Below are 23,148 nucleotides of genomic sequence, written 5' to 3'. Positions count from 1 at the left end.
ATTGCTATTAACTAAAACGCTTCTCAGACGAAATAGAGTTTAAATATATAAAAAACGTATCAGTTAGATTATAATTTTCGATATATGACGATTAACTATAGATAGTAAACAGTCTTTTGTCGACTAATTGTATTTAATATTAATTTTCATGGGTATTATAATTTTCAATCAAATAATCAAATAATGTTTTTTTTTCTTTATAAAATTTATAAAGTGGCAAATAATATTTTACACCATAAAACATAATAGATTTATGATATTTATTCATTAATGCGGTATACATTTTTGAATCATTTTCTTGAACTTTAATACCATATTTAATTATGAAGGAAATTAATGCTTCATAACTTATGTTATTTTCGGTTTTTTTATTAGAGGTGTTTTGATTCGAATTCGAATTCGAATTGTAATTATAACCAGCAGAATTCACCACCTTTTTGTTTAATGATTTGTTTGATAACCTGTAATCTTTTAGGTGTATAATTTTTCCTCCCATATTAAATTAAAATCAATTCTTGAAAATTAGAAAAGCATTTACAATAAATAAAAAAACCTCAATAGCAATTGAGGTTTTTATTAACACTGAATTTGTTTTAATTAGCTATTAATCAATAAAATTCAAATAAATATTTCCAAAAAATAAAACCATGTATTAAAACTTAATAAAAAATCTCAATCTACTATAAATATTGGTCCCAAACTCTGAAATAAAAAACTGATTGAAATACTTTTATTCTAATACTATAAGAAACATTTATAACCCAAATATATTATATTTTTGATCTAACACGTTTTTATATTCGATGGTTGAACCTTTTTTGCACATGAATATACATATATACAAGTTGAATGGTAATTGGTAAGAAATTTTATTTAGAATAAGAATATTATAATAAATTAATCCGCTTCATTAGTTCAGTCTTACTAGACCTACTAATAGGGATTAAATCTTTATTAATTAGCACTGTATTATCTTCAATTCCTGTAATTTTATGAACATTAATGATATAAGATCTATGTACTCTAAAAAATAGAGAAGTAGGTAATTTATCTTTAATTTTTTTTAAAGAGGAATGAACTATGTAATTTGTTTTATCGGTTTTTAAATTAATATAATCTCCTTTAGCTTCTACTAAACATATACTTGAGACATCTATTTTTATTAAGCGCTTATCGATATTTATAAACAGTTGATTATCTGAAACTTTTTCAGAATTGCTTGCTAAACTAATTTTTGATTTTTGAGAAACTGTTTTTTTTACTTTCTTAATTGCTTTATTAAAACGGTTTGGCAAAATAGGCTTTAGTAAATAATCCATAACAAAATCATATTCGTAAGATTCAATAGCAAAGTTCTTATCAGAGGTTGTAAATATAATTTTAGGGACTATTGTAAGAGCTTGTTTTAATTCTCCATTTTCTAATGCATTAATAAAGTCAAAGCCTGAAAAATCTGGCATATGAATATCTAATAAAATAAGATCTACTTTTTTATGTTTTAAAAAATCTATTACTTGATCTACATTTTCAAATTCTGCAATAACATTTAAACCTGTAATCGCTGAACACAATTGATTTAAAATTGCTCTTGCCGTAGCTTCATCATCTACTATTATACAATTCATATAATATCTTATATTAAATTTAAATATTTCGTAATTGTGTTTAAAACCTCCTCAAATTTCTGTTCTAAACTATTATTGTTATCAGTTAAGTTTTCCTCATGTTGAGTTGCTAACATGTATCCTTTTTCAAAACTTAAAATACTTATTTTATGCTTTATTTTATGTACATTTTCTGCGGCTAATTTAAATCTTTTTAAACTTATATTTTTGTTATATAGTCTCTTTTCTATAGGAAATTCTGCTTTCATAACAGTAATCAACTTTTTTGAAAAAACGGCATCTCCGTTTGATAATTTATTTATATATATTAAACTTGGCGCATCCATTAATGTGTCTTTTTTATGGTAAAATAGAATGTAGTCCCAACTTTTGGCACAGAATCAACCCAAATTTCACCTCCATAAATTTCTATTATTTTTTTCACAATAGATAATCCTATACCTGTTGAATGTTTATTTTTAGTTATGTAATAAAATATTTTAAAAATTTGTTGATGGTATTTTTTATCAATTCCAACACCATTATCTTTTATATAAAACAAATATTCTTTGCTCTTTATTTCACAACCTAATTCTATTTCTCCTTTTTCTTTGTCAATGTGGTTTACGGCATTATTCAATAAATTTTGAAACAGTTGATGGAATTTTATTTTGTCTCCATATATATTTGGAAGTTCTCCTTTAATAGAAATATGTATATGTTCTGGAACATGAAGCATTTTAATAATCTCAAGAACAGTATGGTTTAAATCTATGGTTTGGTTTTGTCCAGACTCGGAGTTAATACTAGAATATTTTAAAATACCAGTAATTAAGGCTTCCATGCGCTCTAGCGTTTGTTCTAAGTGATCAAAATACTTTAAGCTAGTTTCATTCAAACTTGTAAAATTATCGTCCTTAATCCAAGTGGTTAAGGCACTTATATTCCGCAAGGGTGATTTTAAATCGTGAGAAACAATTTGGGCATATTCTTGAAGTTCCGCATTTTTATTTTTTAGTATTTCTACTAAATTTTCCTTTTCTAATTCTAGCTTTTTTTGATCTGTAATATCTAAGTGTATGCCTATGGAGCCAATAATTTTTCCGTTTAAATTATAATTTGGTGCGCCACTTATTAACCAAGTACGTTTTTCTCCAGCTTTATTATTTACTTCAATTTCGTAAGAATTTGATTGCCCTTCTAGCCGCAATTCACTTTGCTTCTGTAATAGTTTTAAAGCGTTTTCATCTAGAAACACATCGCCTCCCCGTTTGCCCAATAAAGCTTGTTCGTCATATCCCGAGATTTTAGAAAAACTTTGATTACACATTAGTATCCTATCATCATTATCTACCTCTAAAAGACCTAAATTCATATTAGCTATAATACTGCTGTATTTTTGTCTTTGGGATTCTAAACTTTTTCTATATTTTTTTTGAAGTGTAACATCCCTATAACTCCATAAATGACCTGAATAATGCTTTCCGCTAAATAATGGAATATAATCTCTTTCAAGAATTTTTCCATTACTCATTTCTAGTTCATCAGATAAAACGGTTTCTTTTTTTAATAAAATACTTTTTATGCGCTTAGTAAAACCATTGGGGTTTTCAAAAAGGTGTTTACTTTGTTCTGCTGCATCGGTACAATCTGCACCAACCATATGCTCTGGCAATGCAGGAATGTTAAACATCTCACAAAATTTAGAATTTGTTAAAACAATTTTTCTGTTTTCATCTTCTAAAAGGATGCCACTTTCAAGACTGGATATTAAGGTTCTTAAACGCTCCTCGGATTTTAAAAGTCTTTTTTGAGCGCGTTCTTTTTCGTTTAAACTTATGGCATTCTTTATTTTTAAGGCAATAATTCGTGCAATATTTTCAATGGTACCAAGCTGAACTTTAGTGAAATGGTTTTTATTTGGATGCTCAGAATCAATTACAGCAATTACTTCGTTTTCAATAATGATTGGCACGGTAAGTTCTGAGTAGTTTCGTGAAATATCAGTTATATAACGGGCATCTTTACTTGTGTCATGTATAATTTCAGATTTACCTGTTTTCGCAACCGAACCAACAATACCACTCCCTATATTAAATTTTAATCTGTTTACTATATCGCCAGTAATATCAATTTTCTCGCCACTGGCGGCAATTTGTTCTACCTGATTTTCTTCGTGGTTTACAGCATAAATAACGCAATCATCTGTTTTTAGGTACTTTGCTAATTTCTCAGTTATTTTTGAAGCTATTTCATAAATATCCATGGTGCCAAGAATGGATTGTGTAATATTATTAATAACTTCTGTAATGAATTCATTTTCCTTTAAAGCTGTAATGTCTCTTAAAATTCCTTGAGCTGCTACAGGAATTCCTTTATCATAAATAATACTGGCATTAATATGGGTAATAATGATTTTGTTATTATTATTTTTTATTTGTATTTCAAAATCAGTTAAAATACCATCTTTCATTAATTCTTGGAACGAATTTCCAACCCTTTTATAATCATGTGGTTGCACCATTTTTGACAAATTGTAGTCTGCTTTATCAGTATTAAACCCTAACATGGCCATAGCGGACTTGTTCATTTTAAGGATATTAAAATTTAAATCCATTATAATATAAGCATCTACAATATTTTCAAATACGCCCTGTAATTGGGAGTCTGATCTATTAAGCAACGATTCTAAACCAGCATTTAACTTTTCTAACGTTTTGTTTGAATTATAAAGTTCTGTAGCTTTTGCTTCTAGTATTTTTTCAGCTTCCTTCCTAGCCGCTTTTTCTCGGTTAAGAGCACGTTGTAATATGTCAATTTTATTTTTACTCATTAATTTTTAGTAATAACAAACTTAACCTCTGTACCATCTTGTTTTATTTTTTCTAAAACTATAGTCGCTTTAGAATTAAAATATTCAAAGGTTTTATGCATTAATCCCAAACCAAAATGATGCATGGCTCTACTGGATTTGTAAATCATTATTAAAGTATCTTGTTTTCTATAAACGACCTCAAAAGTTGGCAGTTCAGCATCTGGGTAAATTTTTAAAACCTCAACATGTATATGATCCTCGATAGAAGCCAACATCTGAATAGGGTCATGGTATACCGAAAAAAAACTTGGATAATTTTTTTCTAATAAATTAAAAAAATGTTCACCATAAATTAATAACAAATCATCTACTAATATTTTAGTTTTTAGACTTAAATTTTGAAGTAACTGTAACATTTCAGAAAACGCATAAGTGCCTACTGAAGTATAGGCACCTTGAGACTGCAAATTGGTATTTTCAATAATATCGTCAACCATTTCAAGTCCATATTTTTCTTCAACCATTTCTAAAAACTCAGTAAACACAATGCCTTTCATTATTTTTCAACTATTTCATTAATACTCCAATAGGCTAGTAATTTTTCGATTTTATAAACATAATCCTCATACTTTAAGGGTTTTATAACATACCCAGAAACCCCAATTTCAAAACACTTTAAGATATCTCTAGAATTATTGGATGTTGTTAAAATAATAGTTGGAATACAATTAAAATCTTTACTTTTTTTTAAAATAGACAAAAATTCAATACCACTTAATTTTGGCATATTCAGGTCGAGTAAGATAATATCTGGTATTATCGTATTTTGCTCTAAAATAGTGAGTGCCTCCTCGCCATTATTGGCTTCAATTATTTTGTGTTTCAGCTTTAAAGAAGATACAACTCGGTTAAGTTTCATTACTTCAATAATATCATCTTCTATAAGAAGAATTTTTAAAGATTTCATCATTTATATAATTTAAATACTAAAAGTAAACAATGGTCTTTTTATTTTCAATTAAATGATTTATCGAATCCCACAATTTAATACGCTTTTTAAGAGCTAATTTAGCAAAAATTAAAGCGAATTCCCATTTTTCATCACTATCCCCACAAAGTTCGGAAATCATTTTAAGAGATAATGGTCCATGTTCATCACCATCTAACTCAATATGTCGCTCTAAATAATATATAAGTTTGCTATTGGATATGTTATCAGAATCTGAATTTTTTAATATTTCAAGAAACATATCAGGAATTACATCTTCTCGTCCAAATGTAAATACTGAAGCTATAATATGAGATTCTTTACTAGCTATTACTTGAAACGTAAATTTTATAAAATCTGAAACGGCGTCTTCTATTTCTAATTGATCTAAAACATATTCCAAATCATTACCTGATGAAATAAGATTAATAAATAAGTCTATTTGCGAGGTATCTGCCCCTATTTGCTTCATAGCATCACAGTACATTTCAAAATGGCTTTTAGCTTCCCCTAGCTCATTAACATCGCTTTCTTCCCCATGTACAATCTCATTTATAAATCGTGCTAGTGTGCCATTTTTTTTGGGAATCCAAGGCACCTTAGTGCAAGTAAGTTCTAATTGAATAGCTTTTAATAACGACATAAAATCCCATACAGCAAAAACATGATTTTCCATAAACACTTTTATATCATCAACATGTTTTAGGTTTTCATATAGTTTATGTGTTTTTAATTTATACCGTAATTCTGCAATATTAGATTCTATGTATTCTATTCTGTTCATAGTTTAAGTTATTTTATGTGTTTAAAAAAAAATTATCGGTTAGTATCTCTTATAAAGTCATCCTTTAGAACTATAGAGCTAAAAGTGATGGATATACTATTACAGAAGCAAAATGCTTATTGAACTTATATTTTGCTTATTGATTATTGTCATTTTGTTGAATTTTCAAATTACTCCTATATACCCCAGTTCTTTTTTTTCTGCGTTTAGGGGAATACTATTACTTATTTACTCTTAAGGTATATTTCTCTTTATAACTCTTGCAGGATTTCCAGCCACAACAACATTATCGTCTAGGTCTTTGTTTACAACAGAGTTAGCCGCAACTTGTACGTTCTTGCCTATTTTTACACCAGGAAGAACTACTGCACCTAGCCCCAAAAAAGAAAACTCTCCTATTGTAACACCTCCTCCTATTAATACGCCTGGTGTTAAATGAGAATAATCCCCAATAACACTATCGTGTCCAACACCTGACAATGCACTAATTATAACACCTTTACCTATTATACTATCTGCACCAATAACTGACTGTGCATGAATCATAGTCCCATAACCTATAGACGAACTATTCAAAACTGTAGCTCCTGGATGTATAATAGTTGTTATTTTAATACCTTTTGATATTAAGTCATTAGTGATTTTTGCTCGAATATTGTTATCACCAATGGCAACAAAACCATGTACTATTTTTGCCGCTTGTAAATGAGATATATCATTTCTATACCCCACAATTTTATAACCCAAAATATCATTAACTTCGTCTTGGTACCCAAAATCATCTAACAAACCGTAAATATCCCATTTAGCTTCTGCTTCTATAATTCTAATTACAGATTTTGTATGACCACCTGTGCCAAAAACTACAATTTTAGGCTTTTCTTTTTTCATCTAAATTTTCTTTTCATTACTCAATACTATATTTTTTTTAAATTACAAATGCATCATTCAGTGATGAATAGTACCTCAAATTCTAAATAATCTATTGGGTAATTATTGATTAAATTCTTCATTCTTTTATAATCAAGGATATTACGCGCACCACTTACGCCGCTTTTCTTAATGTAGCGAAACATTTCGTATGGATTATTAAATGAAAGCGTATACTTTATAGTTTCGTATTTGGCATCAAAATATTTACTTGCAAGAGATGTTACTTCTTCTGATTTACGCAAAAGAGGAGGAATATTAGCAGTATCAAAAACAGTTTTAAATGTATTTGAAGTGAAAATAGCAAATGAAATTGGAGCATTAAGATTTTTGATGTATCGGAAAGATGCATCGAGGTCTGTAGCCCATTGTAAAGAAGATGTAGAAAAAATACGATCTACTTTAAACTGACTAAGCTTACGGAATAACTTAATGTCATTAAAATCTCCCTTAATACATTTAACTCCTTTCGGTTTAGGATGTATAAGCAACATGTCTTCTGAAAAATCAACAGCATAAAAATTCTTAACGGTCCAGCTAATAGAATTGCATAATCTTCCTGTACCACACCCTAAATCTAAAATTGAAATTGGTTTTGAATCGGTTTTATCTAAAAGATGCTTAATAACATTATTCTGAATTAAGTTATATTCATTATAATGTATTGCGTTTATCGAAAATTGTGTTTTTACAGACATAAATTTGGACTATAAAACATGAAAAACATGTTTTTTTTTAGATATTAAAACTTGCTACAAGGGTTTTTGGTACTGAGAAAAATGGCGAATGACTACTATCAATTGAATATACTTCTTTCCAACTAAATTTCGAATACATTCTCTTTTGCATTGTTTTAGAGATTGCTTTATCTTGTAGGCATTCAATATATATTTTTGGTATCAGTTCAAATTTTTCGTTATTAATATTTAGTCTGGTCTTAATGGGTTTAACGGCTTGGGGGACGATTAGTGATTTTGCACGAGAAATATCTTCATCAGAACAATCTTCATAAAATACTTTTTTAATAGCATCTTCTTTTAACCCTATTATACTCATATCCTTACTGAAATTAATATTATGAATAAGCAATGATTCTGAATCTTGCCTTATGTATGATAATATAGCTTCATCATTTTTTAAGACAAAAGCAGCAACGTAAATCAATAATTTTATTTTTTCTGGGCGGTATTCAGCAACTTGACTCAAAATTAAACCACCCATACTATGACCAACTAGTATTACTGGTTCGTTTAAAGTGTCTAGTATTTTACAAATATGATCTGTATAAGATTTTAACGACACCTCTTTAATTTGAGTATTATCTTTGCCATGTCCTGTTAAATCTGGAGCAATAACTTTGTGTCCTTGTTTTTCAAGAAGCGGAATAATTTTGTTCCAGCACCATGCCCCATGCCAAGACCCATGAATTAAAAGATAGGTGTTCATATGTTAATTTTTATTTCTTGCTTATAAAACAAAAAAATTTTGATTTAAAACGAATATTTTATTATGCTTTATTATGCTTTATTATGATTAATTATGTAAACATAAATTTTTATTTTTATGTAACAGACCTTTCTAAAACCCATAATAACAACGTTTATAAGACTTTTTCATAATATTATAAAATCAAAGAAACTATATTGTAGTAATATAGTTTCTTTGATTTTTACTCTGTGTTTTTAGAAATCTACTTAATAAAACAAGTGTTATTTTTTAATGAATTTTTTTGTTATAATTGTACCATCATCCAATGCTATTTTTGCAAAATAGACCGAACTGCTTTGATTTCTAAAGTTATATTTTTTTGAAGCACTATTGGCTTTAATATCAAATACATGTTGCCCCATTAAATTATAAATACTAATCTTTTTCATTAGGATACTATTACTGGTGCTAAACAGTATATCGTCGTTATTTAATTCAATAATTTTTATAGTATCACTGCTCATAGTAAAGTTTTCATTTGAAAGCGCTTGCCCATTAAATACAATTTCAAACCGTGTATTAAACTCCCCTATTTGAGAGGTAAAGGTATAATCACTAGCAGATAAATTATGCATTACATCAAGTAAATTATCTTTTAAATAAACGGTGTTTCTGCTTAAAAAATCACCTTGTAATTTAGCAATAGATATAGAATATGTAGTTGCTATGCTTGCTTTTAGCCCAATAGCTATTTTTTCGTTTTCATTTATACTATTTACATCTTTGGCTTGAATTACAAATTTATGGTTTGAGTTTTCAATAGTTGAATACAAAAAAGTTCCCGAACCTTCACCAAATTTAGTAGCATCAAAAACTAAACCATCATCTAAGTTTGTAGCGCCTTTTAAATAAGCTACTAATATTTGACTGAATATCCCATTATCAGCACTTAAATTAAGCCACAACTTGTTGTAAACAACATCAAATCCTTTTGGCGGAACCCCTGCACTTTTAAAGAATTGACTATTACTGTCAATATCTGCCATACGCATAGCATTGGTAAACCTAGCGTTACCTGAAGCCTTACTTGCAATAAAAAAGCTTTGAGCAGAGGGCGCATAACCATCAAATTCCCGATCTGGACTTGTACTTACACTCCCCGTGGCATTAAATGGAATATAATCTGTACCACTAAATTGACCTCCAACTGGCGCCGTTTCTTGAGACCAGAAATACGCTGCACCCTCAAGAACAGCCGCATTAGTACCAAGAAACTTATCTAAATCAATAGCTGAAGGATATGGATTACCAATTAAACTCCAATTTTCATCGTTAGCTGGATTATAAGAAATAGTAGGTGTTGTAATAGTACCTGTATTAAACTCGCCCTCAAACGAAACTGTTTGCACCCCAACTGCTGAACCTGTAATGGTATACCCTACTCCTGTTTGCATGGTTTGATTGGTTGCAGATTGCCATTTAGAAGACGTATCATCCCAATAGAATTTTCTTCTACTATTAGGAAAAGCAACTTCAATATCCATATTTTTTACTGGCGAACTCCAATAGGTATAATAATACCATGCATATTTATAAGGTGTACTTTTATTTACTTTTGATGTTCCTGTTATGTTAAACACGCCATCATTATCGCTTTGTACAAAAGCACCCTTGGTTTCTACAGTAAGGTTTCCGGCGCCTGATGTATTGTAGTTTACTTGTACAAAAGTATCATTAGCTATTGTTAATGTGTTGCCCGCATTAACAGTTAACGCTTTACACCTAAAGCTTGTTTGCGTACCACCAATACCAGTATTATAATCGCCATCAATAACAGCTCGCATGCCTAAATCTGGGCCATTTGTGTTAGACCAACTCGTGCCATTCCAAATGGCATATTGGGAAATAGCACCTTTAAATCCAAAATCTCTAATTCTAAAATCCACACCGCTATCATCTGCATCCCATCCATAAATTCTAAAAGTAATGGCTTCGGTAATATTTTGAAAAGCATCATCAGTTAAATCAAAATCCGCACCATCCCTTCCATCTGTTTCATCTCCAATATTTAAGGCAAAACCATCTACACTCGACCTCAATGCCACTTTATTTAAATCTCCATTACTATCTGAAGCGTCATACGAAAATTTGAAAAAGTTAATTTCGTATCCTGTATCTGGAGTTAAAGTAAACTCAAAATAATCGTTATCTGAAAGATTTAAACTGTTACTAGTATTCCAGTTCCTTGCTTCGTAATCATTATCATCATCATTTCCAATCAAACCAGAGCCTCTAGAAATACCAGACACTGAAATATTTGTAGCTACCTGATCGCCAATGGTATAAGGGTTATAAATGTTTGGAGTATCAGTAGTAATATCATTTTGCCAAATATCACCCGTTATTGTTGTTACATCATCTGCTTGATAAGCTTGAGAATAATACCATATACCGCTTGACACAGAATATATGCGGTAATAATAAACCGTATTAAACAACAAAAAATCATCTATATAATTGGTTATGGTTTCGGCCGTTACTGAACTTAAAAGTACTACGGCATTCCCTATTTCATCATCAATTTGGTACAAAACACCATCTTCTGGAACACCGAAATCATCTTCGGTATTAAAAACAAGCATTAAATTATCATTTAAACTGTTTGCTGTAGCTGTAAAAGAAGAATTGTTACTAGAGTTACTTGACGTTGCCGTGAAAGAGTTTGGTGCTTCAACGCCCGCAGTTGTGGCATTAACCTCTATACCTCGAGAAAAACCACCTGAACCTAACGACCATGCTTTAAAATAATAAATTGTATTTTGCTCTAATTGATTCAGTGGATTCGAATTAATTGTGCTGTTTATGTCAGCAACATTACCTTCAAAAATAATAGTACCATTACCGTTTATTAGGGCATTACCAGAACCATCAGTTGTAGGCGTTCCAAAAGAATTAACAGTATTATAAGCTATAATTATGGGGTCGCCACTAGAATTTGCTGTTGCAATGTAATCAAAAAATGTATATGGGGCAATTGCCGATTGGCTAACTGTAAAAGTAGCAGGATTGTCACTGGCAGGTTCTATTACATTAATGTAATTTGTTTTAATTTCATCGTCATTACCACCTGCATTGGTTGCCGTTAGGGTAACTGTGTAAAGCCCCGTTGTATTAAACGATACTTGAGGGTTTTGAGAAGTAGCCGTGCTACCGTTGACATATGTAACATTACCAGGGTTTGAAAAAGACCATACCCAACTTGTTGGAGTATTTGTTGATGCGTCTGTAAAAGCAACCACATCACTGGTATATGGCGCTGTATTATCTGCTGAAAAATCTGCTACTGGAGGTGATGGACTTGTACCTGTTATTGAAATTTCATCAAAATAAATATAATCCGATTTACCAGCATCGCATTCAAATCGTATTTCAGAACTATTTGTAAAAGTATAATTACTTGAACTTAAATTAATATTGGCTGTATATTTTATATTATTATCATTCCAATCATCATCATGCTTGTATGTTAAAATTGTAGTACCACCAAGCTTAACTACAAAGAAATCTTTATCGTTATCAAAACCATTTGATTTAAATGAAAAAGAAATAGTAACTGTTGTATAGCCACTTAAATTAAAATCTTTATAAAAAGAGGAGTCATTACCATCATCATTATATAACACCCAAGAACCTCTTCCTTGGGGAGCACCTGCAAAATAGTTAGCAATATATTTAGATCGATCACCACCATCGGTCCATCCTCCATTATTACCTTCAAAGTTTGTAAAGTATGGTAAATTAGTTTGGGCTGTGGTGGTTACAATACTAAATACTATTAATAAAATAAGTAAAATTTGCTTTTTTGGTGTAGTTTTAAAAATCATTATCATGTAATTTGGGAATTAACATTTTTTATGTATATTGCATTTAATCGGTATTTTTTTGCTTTTCAACTACTTAAAAATCAATACCTTAACAAATATAAAATTAGATTTTAAGGATGTCTACTATATTTCGATGAGTGGCTCTAAAATGTAATTGAAAGGCAATTATCTGTAGATGAGTAGAAAAAAGGTTTTAATACTACCATAGCAGGTTTTAAGGGACTAAAACCATACTAAAGCTTAGTTATAATTAAAATTGAAAACTAAATAATCTCAGGACTTTCTTTTATTTGCTCTAAGTACTTAATAACAGAAAATAGGCTTTCAAAAAGGGAAGTGTTGGCGCTTTGATTTTCTTTTGTTTCTATATATTGGCTAAAAACTTGCTCTTTGTTTTTGTTAACAGACGCTATTAATTTACTGAGGTTATGATATTTAGTATTCAATAAAATAGCCGAAATATACCCTATACAACTTAAATTTAAGGTATTCAACATATACTTAGCAGCCACTCGTATTGCTGAAATATCTGATTTGAATTTTTTCATATCAATAACTGAAACATTATTAGTATTACATATTTCCTTTATATCACATAGTAATTGATAAGTATTATCCTTACTACAATTATTTACTAAACAAATTTCTAAATTTTGAGCGCGCTCTATTTGTTGTGCTAGAAAGTTTACATTAAAGTCTTTTTCGTTATTATGAAACACAATTATGATTCCTATTTTCATTTCTAAATATGATTTGATTTTAGGTTTTTAGGTTGAATAACCATTCTTTTCAACTAAAATAAGACTATAAGTTAGGCTAATACATAAATTTAGCTCATACAACTTTTACGGCAGATGAATAGCAAATACCTATCGGTGAATAGAAACACTATTACAGAATCTATTAGCAACATTTACCAATGTAAAATCACTATTTTCTTTTACAGTAATTTCAATTAATAACTGCTGCACCACCTAGTGCAAGCCAAAGAGTAATTTTGAAGGTTTACATTATACATATAAAATGAAACACTTTATTTAAATTCCCGTTTTAACAGGAATAATAATTTTAGAGGAAACTAAAATGTAAGCATCGGGGAATTGTTTTTGATTAGAATTAACTAAGTACCAAAACCTATAATTTTACCAAAGTTTTCTTTTCAAAACTACTTTTCGGAGCTTCACAAAGTGAACATTCATAAGTATCTGGTAAACTTTCAAAAGTGGTATTAGGTAAGATATTTTGAGTAATATCTCCATATAATTGATTATAAACAGTCATACAATCTGAGCATTGATACACGTCTTCTTCTGTAGGTGTTTTTACAGTAGTTTGCATATCTTCATCTTCTCTTTCTGTTCCTAATTGATCAAAATAGAGCTGACTTAATTCCATTAATAATCCAGGTAATTCTACCATATCAATATCTTGAACATGCATGATGTATTTTCGTGTATTTGGATCGAAATTTTTGGCATACAATAAGTTATAAGTATCTCTTATTTTGAATCCGCCTTTAATTTCAGGTTTTTTGTTTTTTTCTATGACAATAGAAGTGAAATTATAAGTATCACTATCATGACTAGTTATACCAAAAGTTAATCCGTATGTACTAATATCATTTTGATCGAAATTAGTGACCAAATATTTTTTTAAGTTTAAAGCTTCTGGATCATTAACTGGTAAATGCCAATTCATTTCCAACATAGAATGACGTACATTAATTCCAAACTTTCCTAAAAACTTTTCCCATTTTAATTTTGAATGTAGGGGGATGCCCTTTACAATAAATGATTTCCATGGCGTAATGGAAATTTTACCTATTTTGTTTTCTGAACACAATTCGCACATCGCTTTCAGAAAAGGAATATCATATCTATTATTTCTCCAATATAAACCTAACCAATAACGGTCTGTTCCAATTCTATTCATGCCTTCGTAATATGGAAATGGGTAAAAAGGGACTTCCAAAGGTTTATCTACTGTGCGGTTGTTGGTGTCTATTGCGTCACTTACTAAATCGAATACCATTTCAATAGTTTCTGGCTCTTCTATCAAAATATTTTCAATAGCTAGTTCGACCTTATCCATATCCCAACTATAAATTAATGCGGGATACATTTTTGTTTTTTCCCAGTCCGGAAGTCGTAAATACAAATACCAATAGTCTTCATGTTCTGAAGCTATAAAATTTACGTTACCTGTAAATAATGGTACTAATCTTTGTTTTGGGTCTGTGACATTAATACGCAATCTGGTTTTATGCTTAAACTGTTCTAAAATATATAAATAACGATCACTAGTAAGCCATGAGGTACTTGGTAAAATTTCAGTGGAAACGTACGAAGATGCAATATTTTCAATACCATCTCTTTTCGGCTTTACAAATTGAATTTTATCGAACTGACTAAATTTAGTTTCATCTATTTCTTCAGGAAAAATAATATCCTGACGAGAACCAAAAGAAATGGCATCTAAGCCCAAAAATTCTGCTGCTTCACAAATATATTTTAATTCGCCAGGAGATAGAACACCTCCGTTAATTAGTAATCGATATGGTTCTTTCATGTGTTTATTTATAATATTTTTTTAATAGTCACATGTAACATCTATATACTCATTGCTTTGAATCATTAGTTTACTTAGCAATAGATGTTTCATTATACTAATACTTTTGAATTTTGAAGCATCTCTCTAACTTCAGTCTTACAACTACCACAACCTAATCCTGCACCTGTTTTATTACATAATTCTGTAAAATCTGTACAGCCTTTTAAAATAGCTTCTTCAATATTTCCTGCACCTACCTGACTACAAGAACACACGAGTTTTCCTAAAACGGGCACATCATTCGATGATCCGCGGAGTAATTTATCCCGCTTTTCTGCCATTTCAATTTTACTCTCAATCATGGTTTTAAATTCGGCAAATTCATTTTTATCACCCATTAAAACAGCCCCAACCAGTAAATCATCTTTTACAATACATTTTTTGTAATACCGTTTTTTAATGTCTGTAAATATGATTTCTTCGTAACTATCATCATTTTCGGGTACACTAATATCCCCGATACTACAAAGATTTAAATCGTTAAATTTTAAAATATTCATGAGTATCGAACCATTATAAAAGCAGCTAATATCGCCGGCAATAAAATTGGCTAGAATATTGGCTTGCTCTTCTGCCGCAGATGTAATGCCGAATAATTGATTTTTAAATTCTGCTATTTCTCCAATAGCAAAAATATCAGGATGAGAAGATTGTAGATGCTGATTTACCTTAACCCCTCTGCTGCAACTTATGCCATTTTCTCGAGCTATTTCTATATTTGGAATCGTTCCAATAGCATAAACAATAGCATTTGCTGTTATAAATTTGCCACTTTTTAAAGTGATGTTTAAATCGCCTGTATCTTCATCATCAAATACCGTACTTACTTCATTGTCAAAATAAATTTGAATGCCACGTTCTTGAACATCTAATGCTAGTAATTTACTAGAAACTTTATCTAACTGACGTTCCATTAAACGCGAACCACGTTGCACAATCGTTATTTTAGTGTTTTTATGTTTCATAGCTGCAGCCAACTCTAAACCTAATAAACCACCACCAACAATAACGACATGTTGCTCTTCTGGAGGTAGTCCCGTAGCATCTAAATAATCCTTAAAACTATCTGCATCGCTTTTATTACGCATGGTAAAACGCCCAGGTAAATCTATTTGAACATCTTTTGGAATAAAAGCGCGACTCCCAGTTGCTAAAATCAATTTATCAAAACTATGAGTTTTACCATGGCTATCTGTAACCACTTTGGTCGCTTTATCAATTTTTGAAATGGATGTTTCTGGATGTAAGCTAATATTAAGCTTGTTTAATTCCTTTTCTTTAATCTTTAAAAGTTGTTTCCAAGATAATTCTTCGGTAACATACTCAGGAAGTAATACTCTGTTATAAAATACATTAGGCTCTTTTGAAAAGACATGAATCTCATCCGTTTCATTTTGTTCTCTATAATTTTGAACAAATCTAAATGCCGCAGCTCCAGCACCTACAATAATAATTTTTTCAGCTACTTTTTTATATTTTGAAACGGCCACACGGGTAAACTTAAAATCGGGTTCTTTTGATATGGGGTCAACATGTGTGTTGGTTAAATTATTAGCTCTATTTAAATTACTTTGCAATTGTTTTCCCCAATGCATTGGTAAAAATACCACGCCTTTTTTAATGGTATCGGTCGTTTTTGCTCTTACTCTTACTATGCCATTTTCGCCTTTAATTTCTGTTATATCGCCATTTTTAATCTTATACAAAAAAGCATCCACAGGATTAATCTCTAGAACGGGCGTTGGGTAATGTGTTTTTAAACGGGATACCTTTCCTGTTTTGGTCATGGTGTGCCATTGGTCTCTAACTCTACCTGTTGTTAAAATTAAAGGATACTCGTTATTAGGTAATAGCGATGTGTTTTCAATGGCACTCGGTAAATTAAATTGTGCTTTTTGTGATGGTGTATAAAACTTTTTATCTTCAAAAAGCCTTGGTGTTCCTTGATGTCTGTATTCTGATACTGGCCATTGGAATGTACCTTCACTTTTTAATCTATCATAATTTAAAAACGACACATCAATATTGGTTCCTTTGGTCATGGATGCATACTCGTCGTATATTTCGCTAGCATTATTAAAGCTAAATCCGCGGAAACCCATTCGTTGCGCAAAATCACAGAATATTTCAACATCTGGTCTTGCTTCTCCTGGTGCTTCAATTTCTTTTGGTAAGTATGAAATTCTTCTTTCAGAATTCGTCATAGTGCCTTCTTTCTCTAACCATCCAGCCGCAGGCAAAACTAAATCCGCGAAAGCGACGGTATCAGATTTATGAGATATATCTTGTACCACAACAAACTTGGCGTTTTTCATGGCTTTTTCTATGCGGTTTAAATTTGGTAAACTTACTAACGGATTTGTACATGCAATCCAAACGGCTTTCATTTTCCCACTTTCAAGCGCATCAAACATTTCGGTGGCAGTTAATCCTGGTTTCGGATTAATTTTATCTACACCCCAAAACTGAGCGACTTCACTACGGTGTTCCGCATTAGATAAATCTTTATGCACCGCTAGTAAATTAGCCATACCGCCTACTTCTCTTCCACCCATAGCATTTGGCTGACCTGTAAGTGAAAAAGGACCAGCACCAGGTTTTCCAACTTGACCAGTAATTAATGATAAATTTAAAAGCGAAACGTTTTTATCTGAACCTATCACACTTTGATTAAGTCCCATAGCCCACATACTAATAAAACCCTTTGATAGTCCTATAATATCTGCTGCTTTTTGAATCTCTTTTTCTGATACGCCACACAATTTTGAAGCTTGTTTTAAAGAGGTTTTGAAAATTAAACTCTTATAATCTTGAAATCCTTCTGTGTGATTTTTTATAAAATCTTCATCAATTAAACCGCGTTTATATAAGCATCTTCCAATAGCATTGTATAGAATAACATCGGTTCCTGGTAATAATTGTAAGTGCAAATCTGCAAAATTAGCAGTATCTGTTTTTCTTGGATCTATAACTATAATTTTTACATCTGGATGGTCTTCTTTTCGTTTTTCTAAACGACGGAATAAAATAGGATGACACCAGGCAGGATTTGCTCCAGTAATTAAAAATGTATCTGCTAATTCGATGTCTTCATAAGACACTGGCACACTATCTTCGCCAAAGGTTTTCTTATAGCCAACCACAGCAGAACTCATACATAAACGAGAGTTTGTGTCTATATTATTTGTACCAATAAATCCTTTGGTTAGTTTATTAGCGATGTAATATTCCTCGGTTAAACTTTGCCCTGACACATAGAATCCTACATTATCTGGCCCATGCTTTTTTATAATCGATTTAAAAACACTAGCTGCTCTATCTAAAGCATCATCCCAACTCACACGCTCAAGAGGGTGCGATCGACTCCACCGCATTTCGGGATACAGAATCCTATCAGATGTATCATTAGCTACATAATGCAAATTCATGCCCTTAGAGCACAACATACCTTTGTTTACTGGATGATCTTTATCGCCCTCAACAAAAACGGTATTGTTATTATCTTTTTTAACAATAATCCCACAGCCAACACCACAATAGGAACACGTTGTTTTTACTTCGTTTTTAATCATTGAGACCAACTTTATTACTAATTAAAACAATAATTTATCTTAATACAAGCCTGTTTAATATTATTTAGAATACCTCAAATAAGACTGCTTTAATCTTTAATTCCATAAAAACTAAGTCAAAAATTTGCTTTTTTATCGTAAGCATTTAATAGTTAAACATTAAGCTTAATTAATACCATTACTTACAAATCTAAGTATTTATACTTAATTTCAATGTTAAAAATTAAGTATAAATATAAAAAATGTTAGTTTGATAATTTGAAGAAGTGAATTTTGCAGATTTAGCAAAATAAGATTTAAAATAAAGCTGTTTTTTATATTCTTATAAACTAGGACTTATTCGATAAAAGAAAAAAATTAATAATTAAATCAAACCAAACACCTTTGCCTTATTACTCAATTCCATCAGGTTTTTAACTTCAAGTTTTTTCATAAGATTAAAACGATGAACTTCGGCGGTTCGTTTGCTGATTTGAAGTTCATCAGCAATATCTTTATTGTTTTTTAATTGAAGCACCAAATTAAGTATTTGCTTTTCGCGTTTCGTCAATTTAAACGGATTTTCTTTTGGCGTTTCTTTTTGAGCAGCTATGGTATTCGTATTTCCGTTTACAAAATTATTCATGATTATAGCAGACACATCGCCCGTAAAATACTTACCACCCGAAGCTACCTTGTGTACCGCTTTTAAAAATTCTTCTTTACTAGCACCTTTTAATAAATACCCATCTGCACCTGCTTGAATAGCTTTAACAACATATTCTTCGGAATCGTGCATAGATAATACTAATGTTTTAACATCTTTATGTGACTTCGTTACTTCTCCAACCACTTCGATTCCATTCATTTCTGGCATTCTAATATCAACAATTAAAACATGCGGTTTGTTTCTACTTATAACCTCTAAAGCTTCTTTTCCATTTGATGCTTCATCAATTACAACGATTCCAGGTTGGTCTTCTAAAAGTGCTTTAATTCCATCTCTAACTAAAACATGGTCATCTGCAAGAACGACATTAATTATTTCCATAGCATTTATTAGGTTGACCCATTTCGTTTAAAACGATTTGGGTTTATTTTTAATTTTGATTCTAGATCTATAGGTTTATAAAACCTCTCAGGATTAATAACTACAAATGTAATAAAATTACGTAATACTACGTATTTAACTTTTTAGTGCTGTAACCTGAATTTCAATTTTCATATTATCGTCTGCAAGTCCTGCAGAAAACATGGTTGCAGCGGGCTTTATTGTACCTAAGTATTTTTGAAGTATTGGCCAGCATTTTTTAAAAGCATTGGCATCAGTCAAAATATAAGTGACACGAACAATATCTGATAGATTAGCATCAACCTTTTCTAAAGTGTCCTTTATATTAATAAAACACTGTTCTACCTGTTCAACAATATCATCACTAATAGTCATAGTTTCATAATTATAACCTGTAGTTCCAGAAACAAATATCCAACTGCCTTGAACAACCGCTCTTGAGTACCCTATTTTTTCTTCAAATACAGAGCCTGAACTTATTAGTTTTCTTTTCATATTGTACTTTTTTTATTAAGCCGTAATTACTTCAAATCCATTTAACTCAATATTATTTAAATAATTGTTATACAATAATGCATGTATAAATGCCAATTTTTTATAAACAGGTGCTGGAATAACAAACGGATAAATATCTGGTAAGCCCATAGACCTATTCAAGCTATTTGCAGCACAAGTTAATGCAATACTAGCATCAAAAATAATTTTAAAATTATGAATCTTATAAGGATTTGGACAGATGGTAGTAGTAATATTTTGTTGCGTAGGTGTGTTTGAAGCCGAAAAAGACATGCCCAAAGCATTAGCTGTTTCCAAAGTGTCCATAATATGCAAATAGTGCGCCCATGTTTCAGCCCAATCTTCCCAGGGGTGTGCACTGGCGTATTTACTAATATAGTTTACATTCCAATTTAGCGGCGCGCCATAACTATAATAACTTTTTAAAGATTCCCCATAGTCGCTCTGTTCATCACCAAAGAGGTTTCTAAAATTTTGCAAATCATTATTTTTAAAAAGAAGTGTCCAATAATAATGTCCTATTTCGTGCCTAAAATGACCCAATAATGTCCTGTAAGGTTCATCCATTTGTTTTTTTAGTTGCTCGCGATGGACAGAGTCTGCCTCAGAAAGTAATATGGTAATTATACCATTAGCATGCCCAGTAAGTTTTTTTTCTTTGTTATTTGCTGAAATAAAATCGAAAGCAATACCATCATCAGTCTTAATTTTTGATTGTAAAGGCAATTTCAATTTACTTAATTGATAAATCAATCTGTGTTTGGCTATTTCTAATTTCCGCCATTTTTCAAAACTTTCTTTATCTGATTCGTTTGGTATTTTTCTATTAAGCTGACAAGCCACACAGAACTTACTTTTGAGAGCTTTGTTCGATTAACCAATTGCAAACTGAATACTTATGATTAAAACAAAATTTAAGGTTATTATTAAACGATGCATTATAGGTTTGAGGAATAGCAAACTTATCTGTATACCAGTGATAACCTAAAGTATTTTTACAATTAACGCACTGTGTATTTTCAAAAAACACAGTCGAACTACAATTGGGACATTTAAAAATTTTCATCGTTAGATTTGTATCAAAGGGAGGTTACAAATATATTCTTAAAACGATTCTATTTGTAATGTGTTTAAAAAAAATATTTTTAAATTAACTTAACGGAATATTTAAAGTCACCCGAGTTCCTTTACCTACCTCAGAGGTTAAAAACAAACGGCCTTCAATGTACTTAATGCGTTCTTTCATAAAGGTCATCCCCATGCCACCATCAGCAGTCTTCACATGCTTTACTTGACTTGGATTAAATCCTTTACCGTTATCATCAATAACTATACTTAGCATATTTTCACTATGCGACATGGAAACTAAAATATGTGAAGATTCTGCATATTTTATAGCATTATTAATAGCCTCCTGTGTTATACGATAAATATTAATTTCTACAAGCGAATCTAACCGTTGATTAAATTCTGTTTTATTAAAAAACACAATAACTTTACTTGTAAGTCGAGATAATTCTTGTGTTAATTTAGCTAAAGCAGGAACAATACCATGGTCTGATAATTCTGGTGGTGTTAAATTAAATGTTGCGGTTCTTACGCCTTTAATAATATTTTCGGTTAATTCTTTAAGATGCTCTATCTTAACCGTTGCCTTTGCAACATCTTTGGTATCAATACTTTCTAGATTGTATTTTAAACCTGTAAGCATCTGTCCTATACCATCATGTACGTCTTTAGCAATTCGGTTTTGCTCCTTTTCTTGGTTTTCAATAATCTTACTCGAGATGATTTTCTGCTGACTTATCTTCTCCTCAAAACTCATTTCTGTAAGGCGTTCAATTTCTAATTGCCCAACTTTTCGTTCTGTTATTTCAGAAGCAATAATAAGTAACTCAGACTTTTCATCTGTTGGGCTGTAGGGTATAATTGCCATTTCTAACCAAATGGCATCATTGTCTTTAGTTGTGGCCTTAAACTCTCCTTGCCATCCTGTTTTTTTAAATTTCTCTATAAGGCCCTCAATAGCCTCTTTTTCATTTTCGTCAACGGTAAGTACGTCCCAAAAAAGAGCCATTTCATTAAATTTCGAATATTTAAATAAACGCGAAAACTTATTCCCCATATGCACCACACGTCCATTTGGCAGAATACGTGCAAACAACAACGTATCGTCCATGGCGCGACTTAAAGCCCGTAATTCTTTAATAGATTTCTCTTTAGAAATACTTAATGCATCAGCATCAAAAGCCATTTTTTTAGCACGCTTTTCAGCCGATAATAAATCGGCTAAAGTAGATTTTACAGATACTGCTGCGGGCCAAAAAATAAATAAGAATTCACCTAATAAAATAAGTAAGGTTAAAGCTGTTAACCAAATTTCTAATTTACCTAGCCACGACACTTTTTCATCAGCCTCCAAATCATATTGATTAACAATATCATCCATTATCATCAAAAAATCATCTTCATTCCCTTTTACCTTTTTTATATCTGAAGCATAATCCTCAAATGACAAAGGCGGAATATTTTCAATTTTATTTATAATAGATTGTGAAGCAACACGTATGGTATCAAAAAAAGGATTTAAGCGTTTAAATTTAGCAATAACCTTTCGGCTATTCTTTTTTGGTAACCCCAAGCTATCATTACCATGCTGAAGTGCATTATGAGAGACCTCCCAAATATGTAAGGTTTCTTTAATTTTGTTTTTTAAAAGAATTCTGTTTTCAAGGTCTGTTTCAGAAGCTAGCGACACAACATCTTTAGTTAATTTCTGACTTAACATACGTTGCCTACCCGCAACATTTATTAAGGTAGAATCACTTTCCTGTCCACTAAGATGTGTTCTAATTAAAATCTGACTCACAATTACCGAAACCGCAATCGTACTAAAACCAATAATGTACAAACGGCGTAATTTATCAAACGTTCTTTGGTCTAATGAATTACTTGGTTTCTTCATT

At 30.9% G+C, this 23,148-nt stretch carries 19 protein-coding genes; all 19 read right to left on the bottom strand.

Going from position 1 to position 23,148, the window contains the following annotated elements:
* Positions 1 to 139 precede the first annotated feature (139 nt).
* The 19 genes from P8K68_RS06375 to P8K68_RS06285 all read right to left on the bottom strand — a co-directional run bounded on the left by P8K68_RS06375 (position 140) and on the right by P8K68_RS06285 (position 23,147).
* The gene (locus tag P8K68_RS06375) at positions 140 to 496 is read right to left on the bottom strand and encodes a hypothetical protein (RefSeq protein ID WP_300248856.1); all 357 of its coding nucleotides are present in this window, start codon (positions 494 to 496) and stop codon (positions 140 to 142) included.
* A 391-nt stretch (positions 497 to 887) separates the two neighbouring features.
* A complete protein-coding gene (locus P8K68_RS06370) occupies positions 888 to 1,625 on the bottom strand; it encodes a LytTR family DNA-binding domain-containing protein (RefSeq protein ID WP_300248855.1) in 738 nt (245 codons plus the stop codon).
* 8 nt (positions 1,626 to 1,633) lie between these two features.
* The gene (locus tag P8K68_RS06365; RefSeq protein ID WP_300248854.1) at positions 1,634 to 1,951 is read right to left on the bottom strand and encodes an Hpt domain-containing protein; all 318 of its coding nucleotides are present in this window, start codon (positions 1,949 to 1,951) and stop codon (positions 1,634 to 1,636) included.
* Positions 1,951 to 4,437 (bottom strand): PAS domain S-box protein, encoded by a 2,487-nt coding sequence (locus P8K68_RS06360; RefSeq protein WP_300248853.1) that lies wholly within the window; start codon positions 4,435 to 4,437, stop codon positions 1,951 to 1,953. Before P8K68_RS06360 ends, P8K68_RS06365 begins: the two co-directional genes overlap by 1 nt.
* Positions 4,437 to 4,976, bottom strand: a complete 540-nt coding sequence (locus tag P8K68_RS06355) for a heme NO-binding domain-containing protein (protein ID WP_300248852.1) — start codon at positions 4,974 to 4,976, stop codon at positions 4,437 to 4,439. Before P8K68_RS06355 ends, P8K68_RS06360 begins: the two co-directional genes overlap by 1 nt.
* Positions 4,976 to 5,389: a response regulator gene (locus P8K68_RS06350; protein WP_300248851.1), complete on the bottom strand. Its 414-nt coding sequence runs from the start codon at positions 5,387 to 5,389 to the stop codon at positions 4,976 to 4,978. Before P8K68_RS06350 ends, P8K68_RS06355 begins: the two co-directional genes overlap by 1 nt.
* Before the next feature lie 16 nt (positions 5,390 to 5,405).
* Positions 5,406 to 6,191 (bottom strand): DUF3050 domain-containing protein, encoded by a 786-nt coding sequence (locus P8K68_RS06345; RefSeq protein ID WP_300248850.1) that lies wholly within the window; start codon positions 6,189 to 6,191, stop codon positions 5,406 to 5,408.
* Between the two features lie 234 nt (positions 6,192 to 6,425).
* Positions 6,426 to 7,082 carry an acetyltransferase gene (locus P8K68_RS06340; protein ID WP_300248849.1) on the bottom strand — a complete coding sequence of 219 codons (657 nt, stop codon included), beginning with the start codon at positions 7,080 to 7,082 and terminating at the stop codon, positions 6,426 to 6,428.
* A 53-nt stretch (positions 7,083 to 7,135) separates the two neighbouring features.
* Complete coding sequence (locus P8K68_RS06335) at positions 7,136 to 7,819, bottom strand: methyltransferase domain-containing protein (protein WP_300248848.1); 684 nt, start codon at positions 7,817 to 7,819, stop codon at positions 7,136 to 7,138.
* Between the two features lie 37 nt (positions 7,820 to 7,856).
* Positions 7,857 to 8,567 (bottom strand): alpha/beta fold hydrolase, encoded by a 711-nt coding sequence (locus P8K68_RS06330; RefSeq protein ID WP_300248847.1) that lies wholly within the window; start codon positions 8,565 to 8,567, stop codon positions 7,857 to 7,859.
* A gap of 263 nt (positions 8,568 to 8,830) precedes the next feature.
* Positions 8,831 to 12,433 carry a PKD domain-containing protein gene (locus tag P8K68_RS06325; protein ID WP_300248846.1) on the bottom strand — a complete coding sequence of 1,201 codons (3,603 nt, stop codon included), beginning with the start codon at positions 12,431 to 12,433 and terminating at the stop codon, positions 8,831 to 8,833.
* Positions 12,434 to 12,696: 263 nt separating this feature from the next.
* Positions 12,697 to 13,173, bottom strand: coding sequence for a glycosyltransferase (locus tag P8K68_RS06320; RefSeq protein ID WP_300248845.1), 477 nt, complete (start codon positions 13,171 to 13,173; stop codon positions 12,697 to 12,699).
* 394 nt (positions 13,174 to 13,567) lie between these two features.
* Complete coding sequence (locus P8K68_RS06315) at positions 13,568 to 15,001, bottom strand: rubredoxin (RefSeq protein WP_300248844.1); 1,434 nt, start codon at positions 14,999 to 15,001, stop codon at positions 13,568 to 13,570.
* 92 nt (positions 15,002 to 15,093) lie between these two features.
* Complete coding sequence (locus P8K68_RS06310) at positions 15,094 to 18,615, bottom strand: nitrate reductase (protein WP_300248843.1); 3,522 nt, start codon at positions 18,613 to 18,615, stop codon at positions 15,094 to 15,096.
* A 364-nt stretch (positions 18,616 to 18,979) separates the two neighbouring features.
* Positions 18,980 to 19,645, bottom strand: a complete 666-nt coding sequence (locus P8K68_RS06305; protein ID WP_300248842.1) for a response regulator transcription factor — start codon at positions 19,643 to 19,645, stop codon at positions 18,980 to 18,982.
* A gap of 135 nt (positions 19,646 to 19,780) precedes the next feature.
* Positions 19,781 to 20,161, bottom strand: a complete 381-nt coding sequence (locus tag P8K68_RS06300; RefSeq protein ID WP_300248841.1) for a RidA family protein — start codon at positions 20,159 to 20,161, stop codon at positions 19,781 to 19,783.
* Positions 20,162 to 20,176: 15 nt separating this feature from the next.
* On the bottom strand, positions 20,177 to 21,025 hold the full coding sequence (locus P8K68_RS06295) for a putative zinc-binding metallopeptidase (RefSeq protein WP_300248840.1): 849 nt from the start codon (positions 21,023 to 21,025) through the stop codon (positions 20,177 to 20,179).
* A gap of 7 nt (positions 21,026 to 21,032) precedes the next feature.
* Positions 21,033 to 21,248, bottom strand: coding sequence for a zinc-ribbon domain-containing protein (locus tag P8K68_RS06290; protein WP_300248839.1), 216 nt, complete (start codon positions 21,246 to 21,248; stop codon positions 21,033 to 21,035).
* Between the two features lie 84 nt (positions 21,249 to 21,332).
* A complete protein-coding gene (locus tag P8K68_RS06285) occupies positions 21,333 to 23,147 on the bottom strand; it encodes an ATP-binding protein (protein WP_300248838.1) in 1,815 nt (604 codons plus the stop codon).
* Position 23,148 lies beyond the last annotated feature (1 nt).

This window comes from Algibacter sp. (genome assembly GCF_029245835.1).
Classification (GTDB): domain Bacteria; phylum Bacteroidota; class Bacteroidia; order Flavobacteriales; family Flavobacteriaceae; genus Algibacter_B.
Note: the sequence above shows the minus strand (reverse complement) of the source record. Positions and strands in the feature narration are given on the sequence as shown.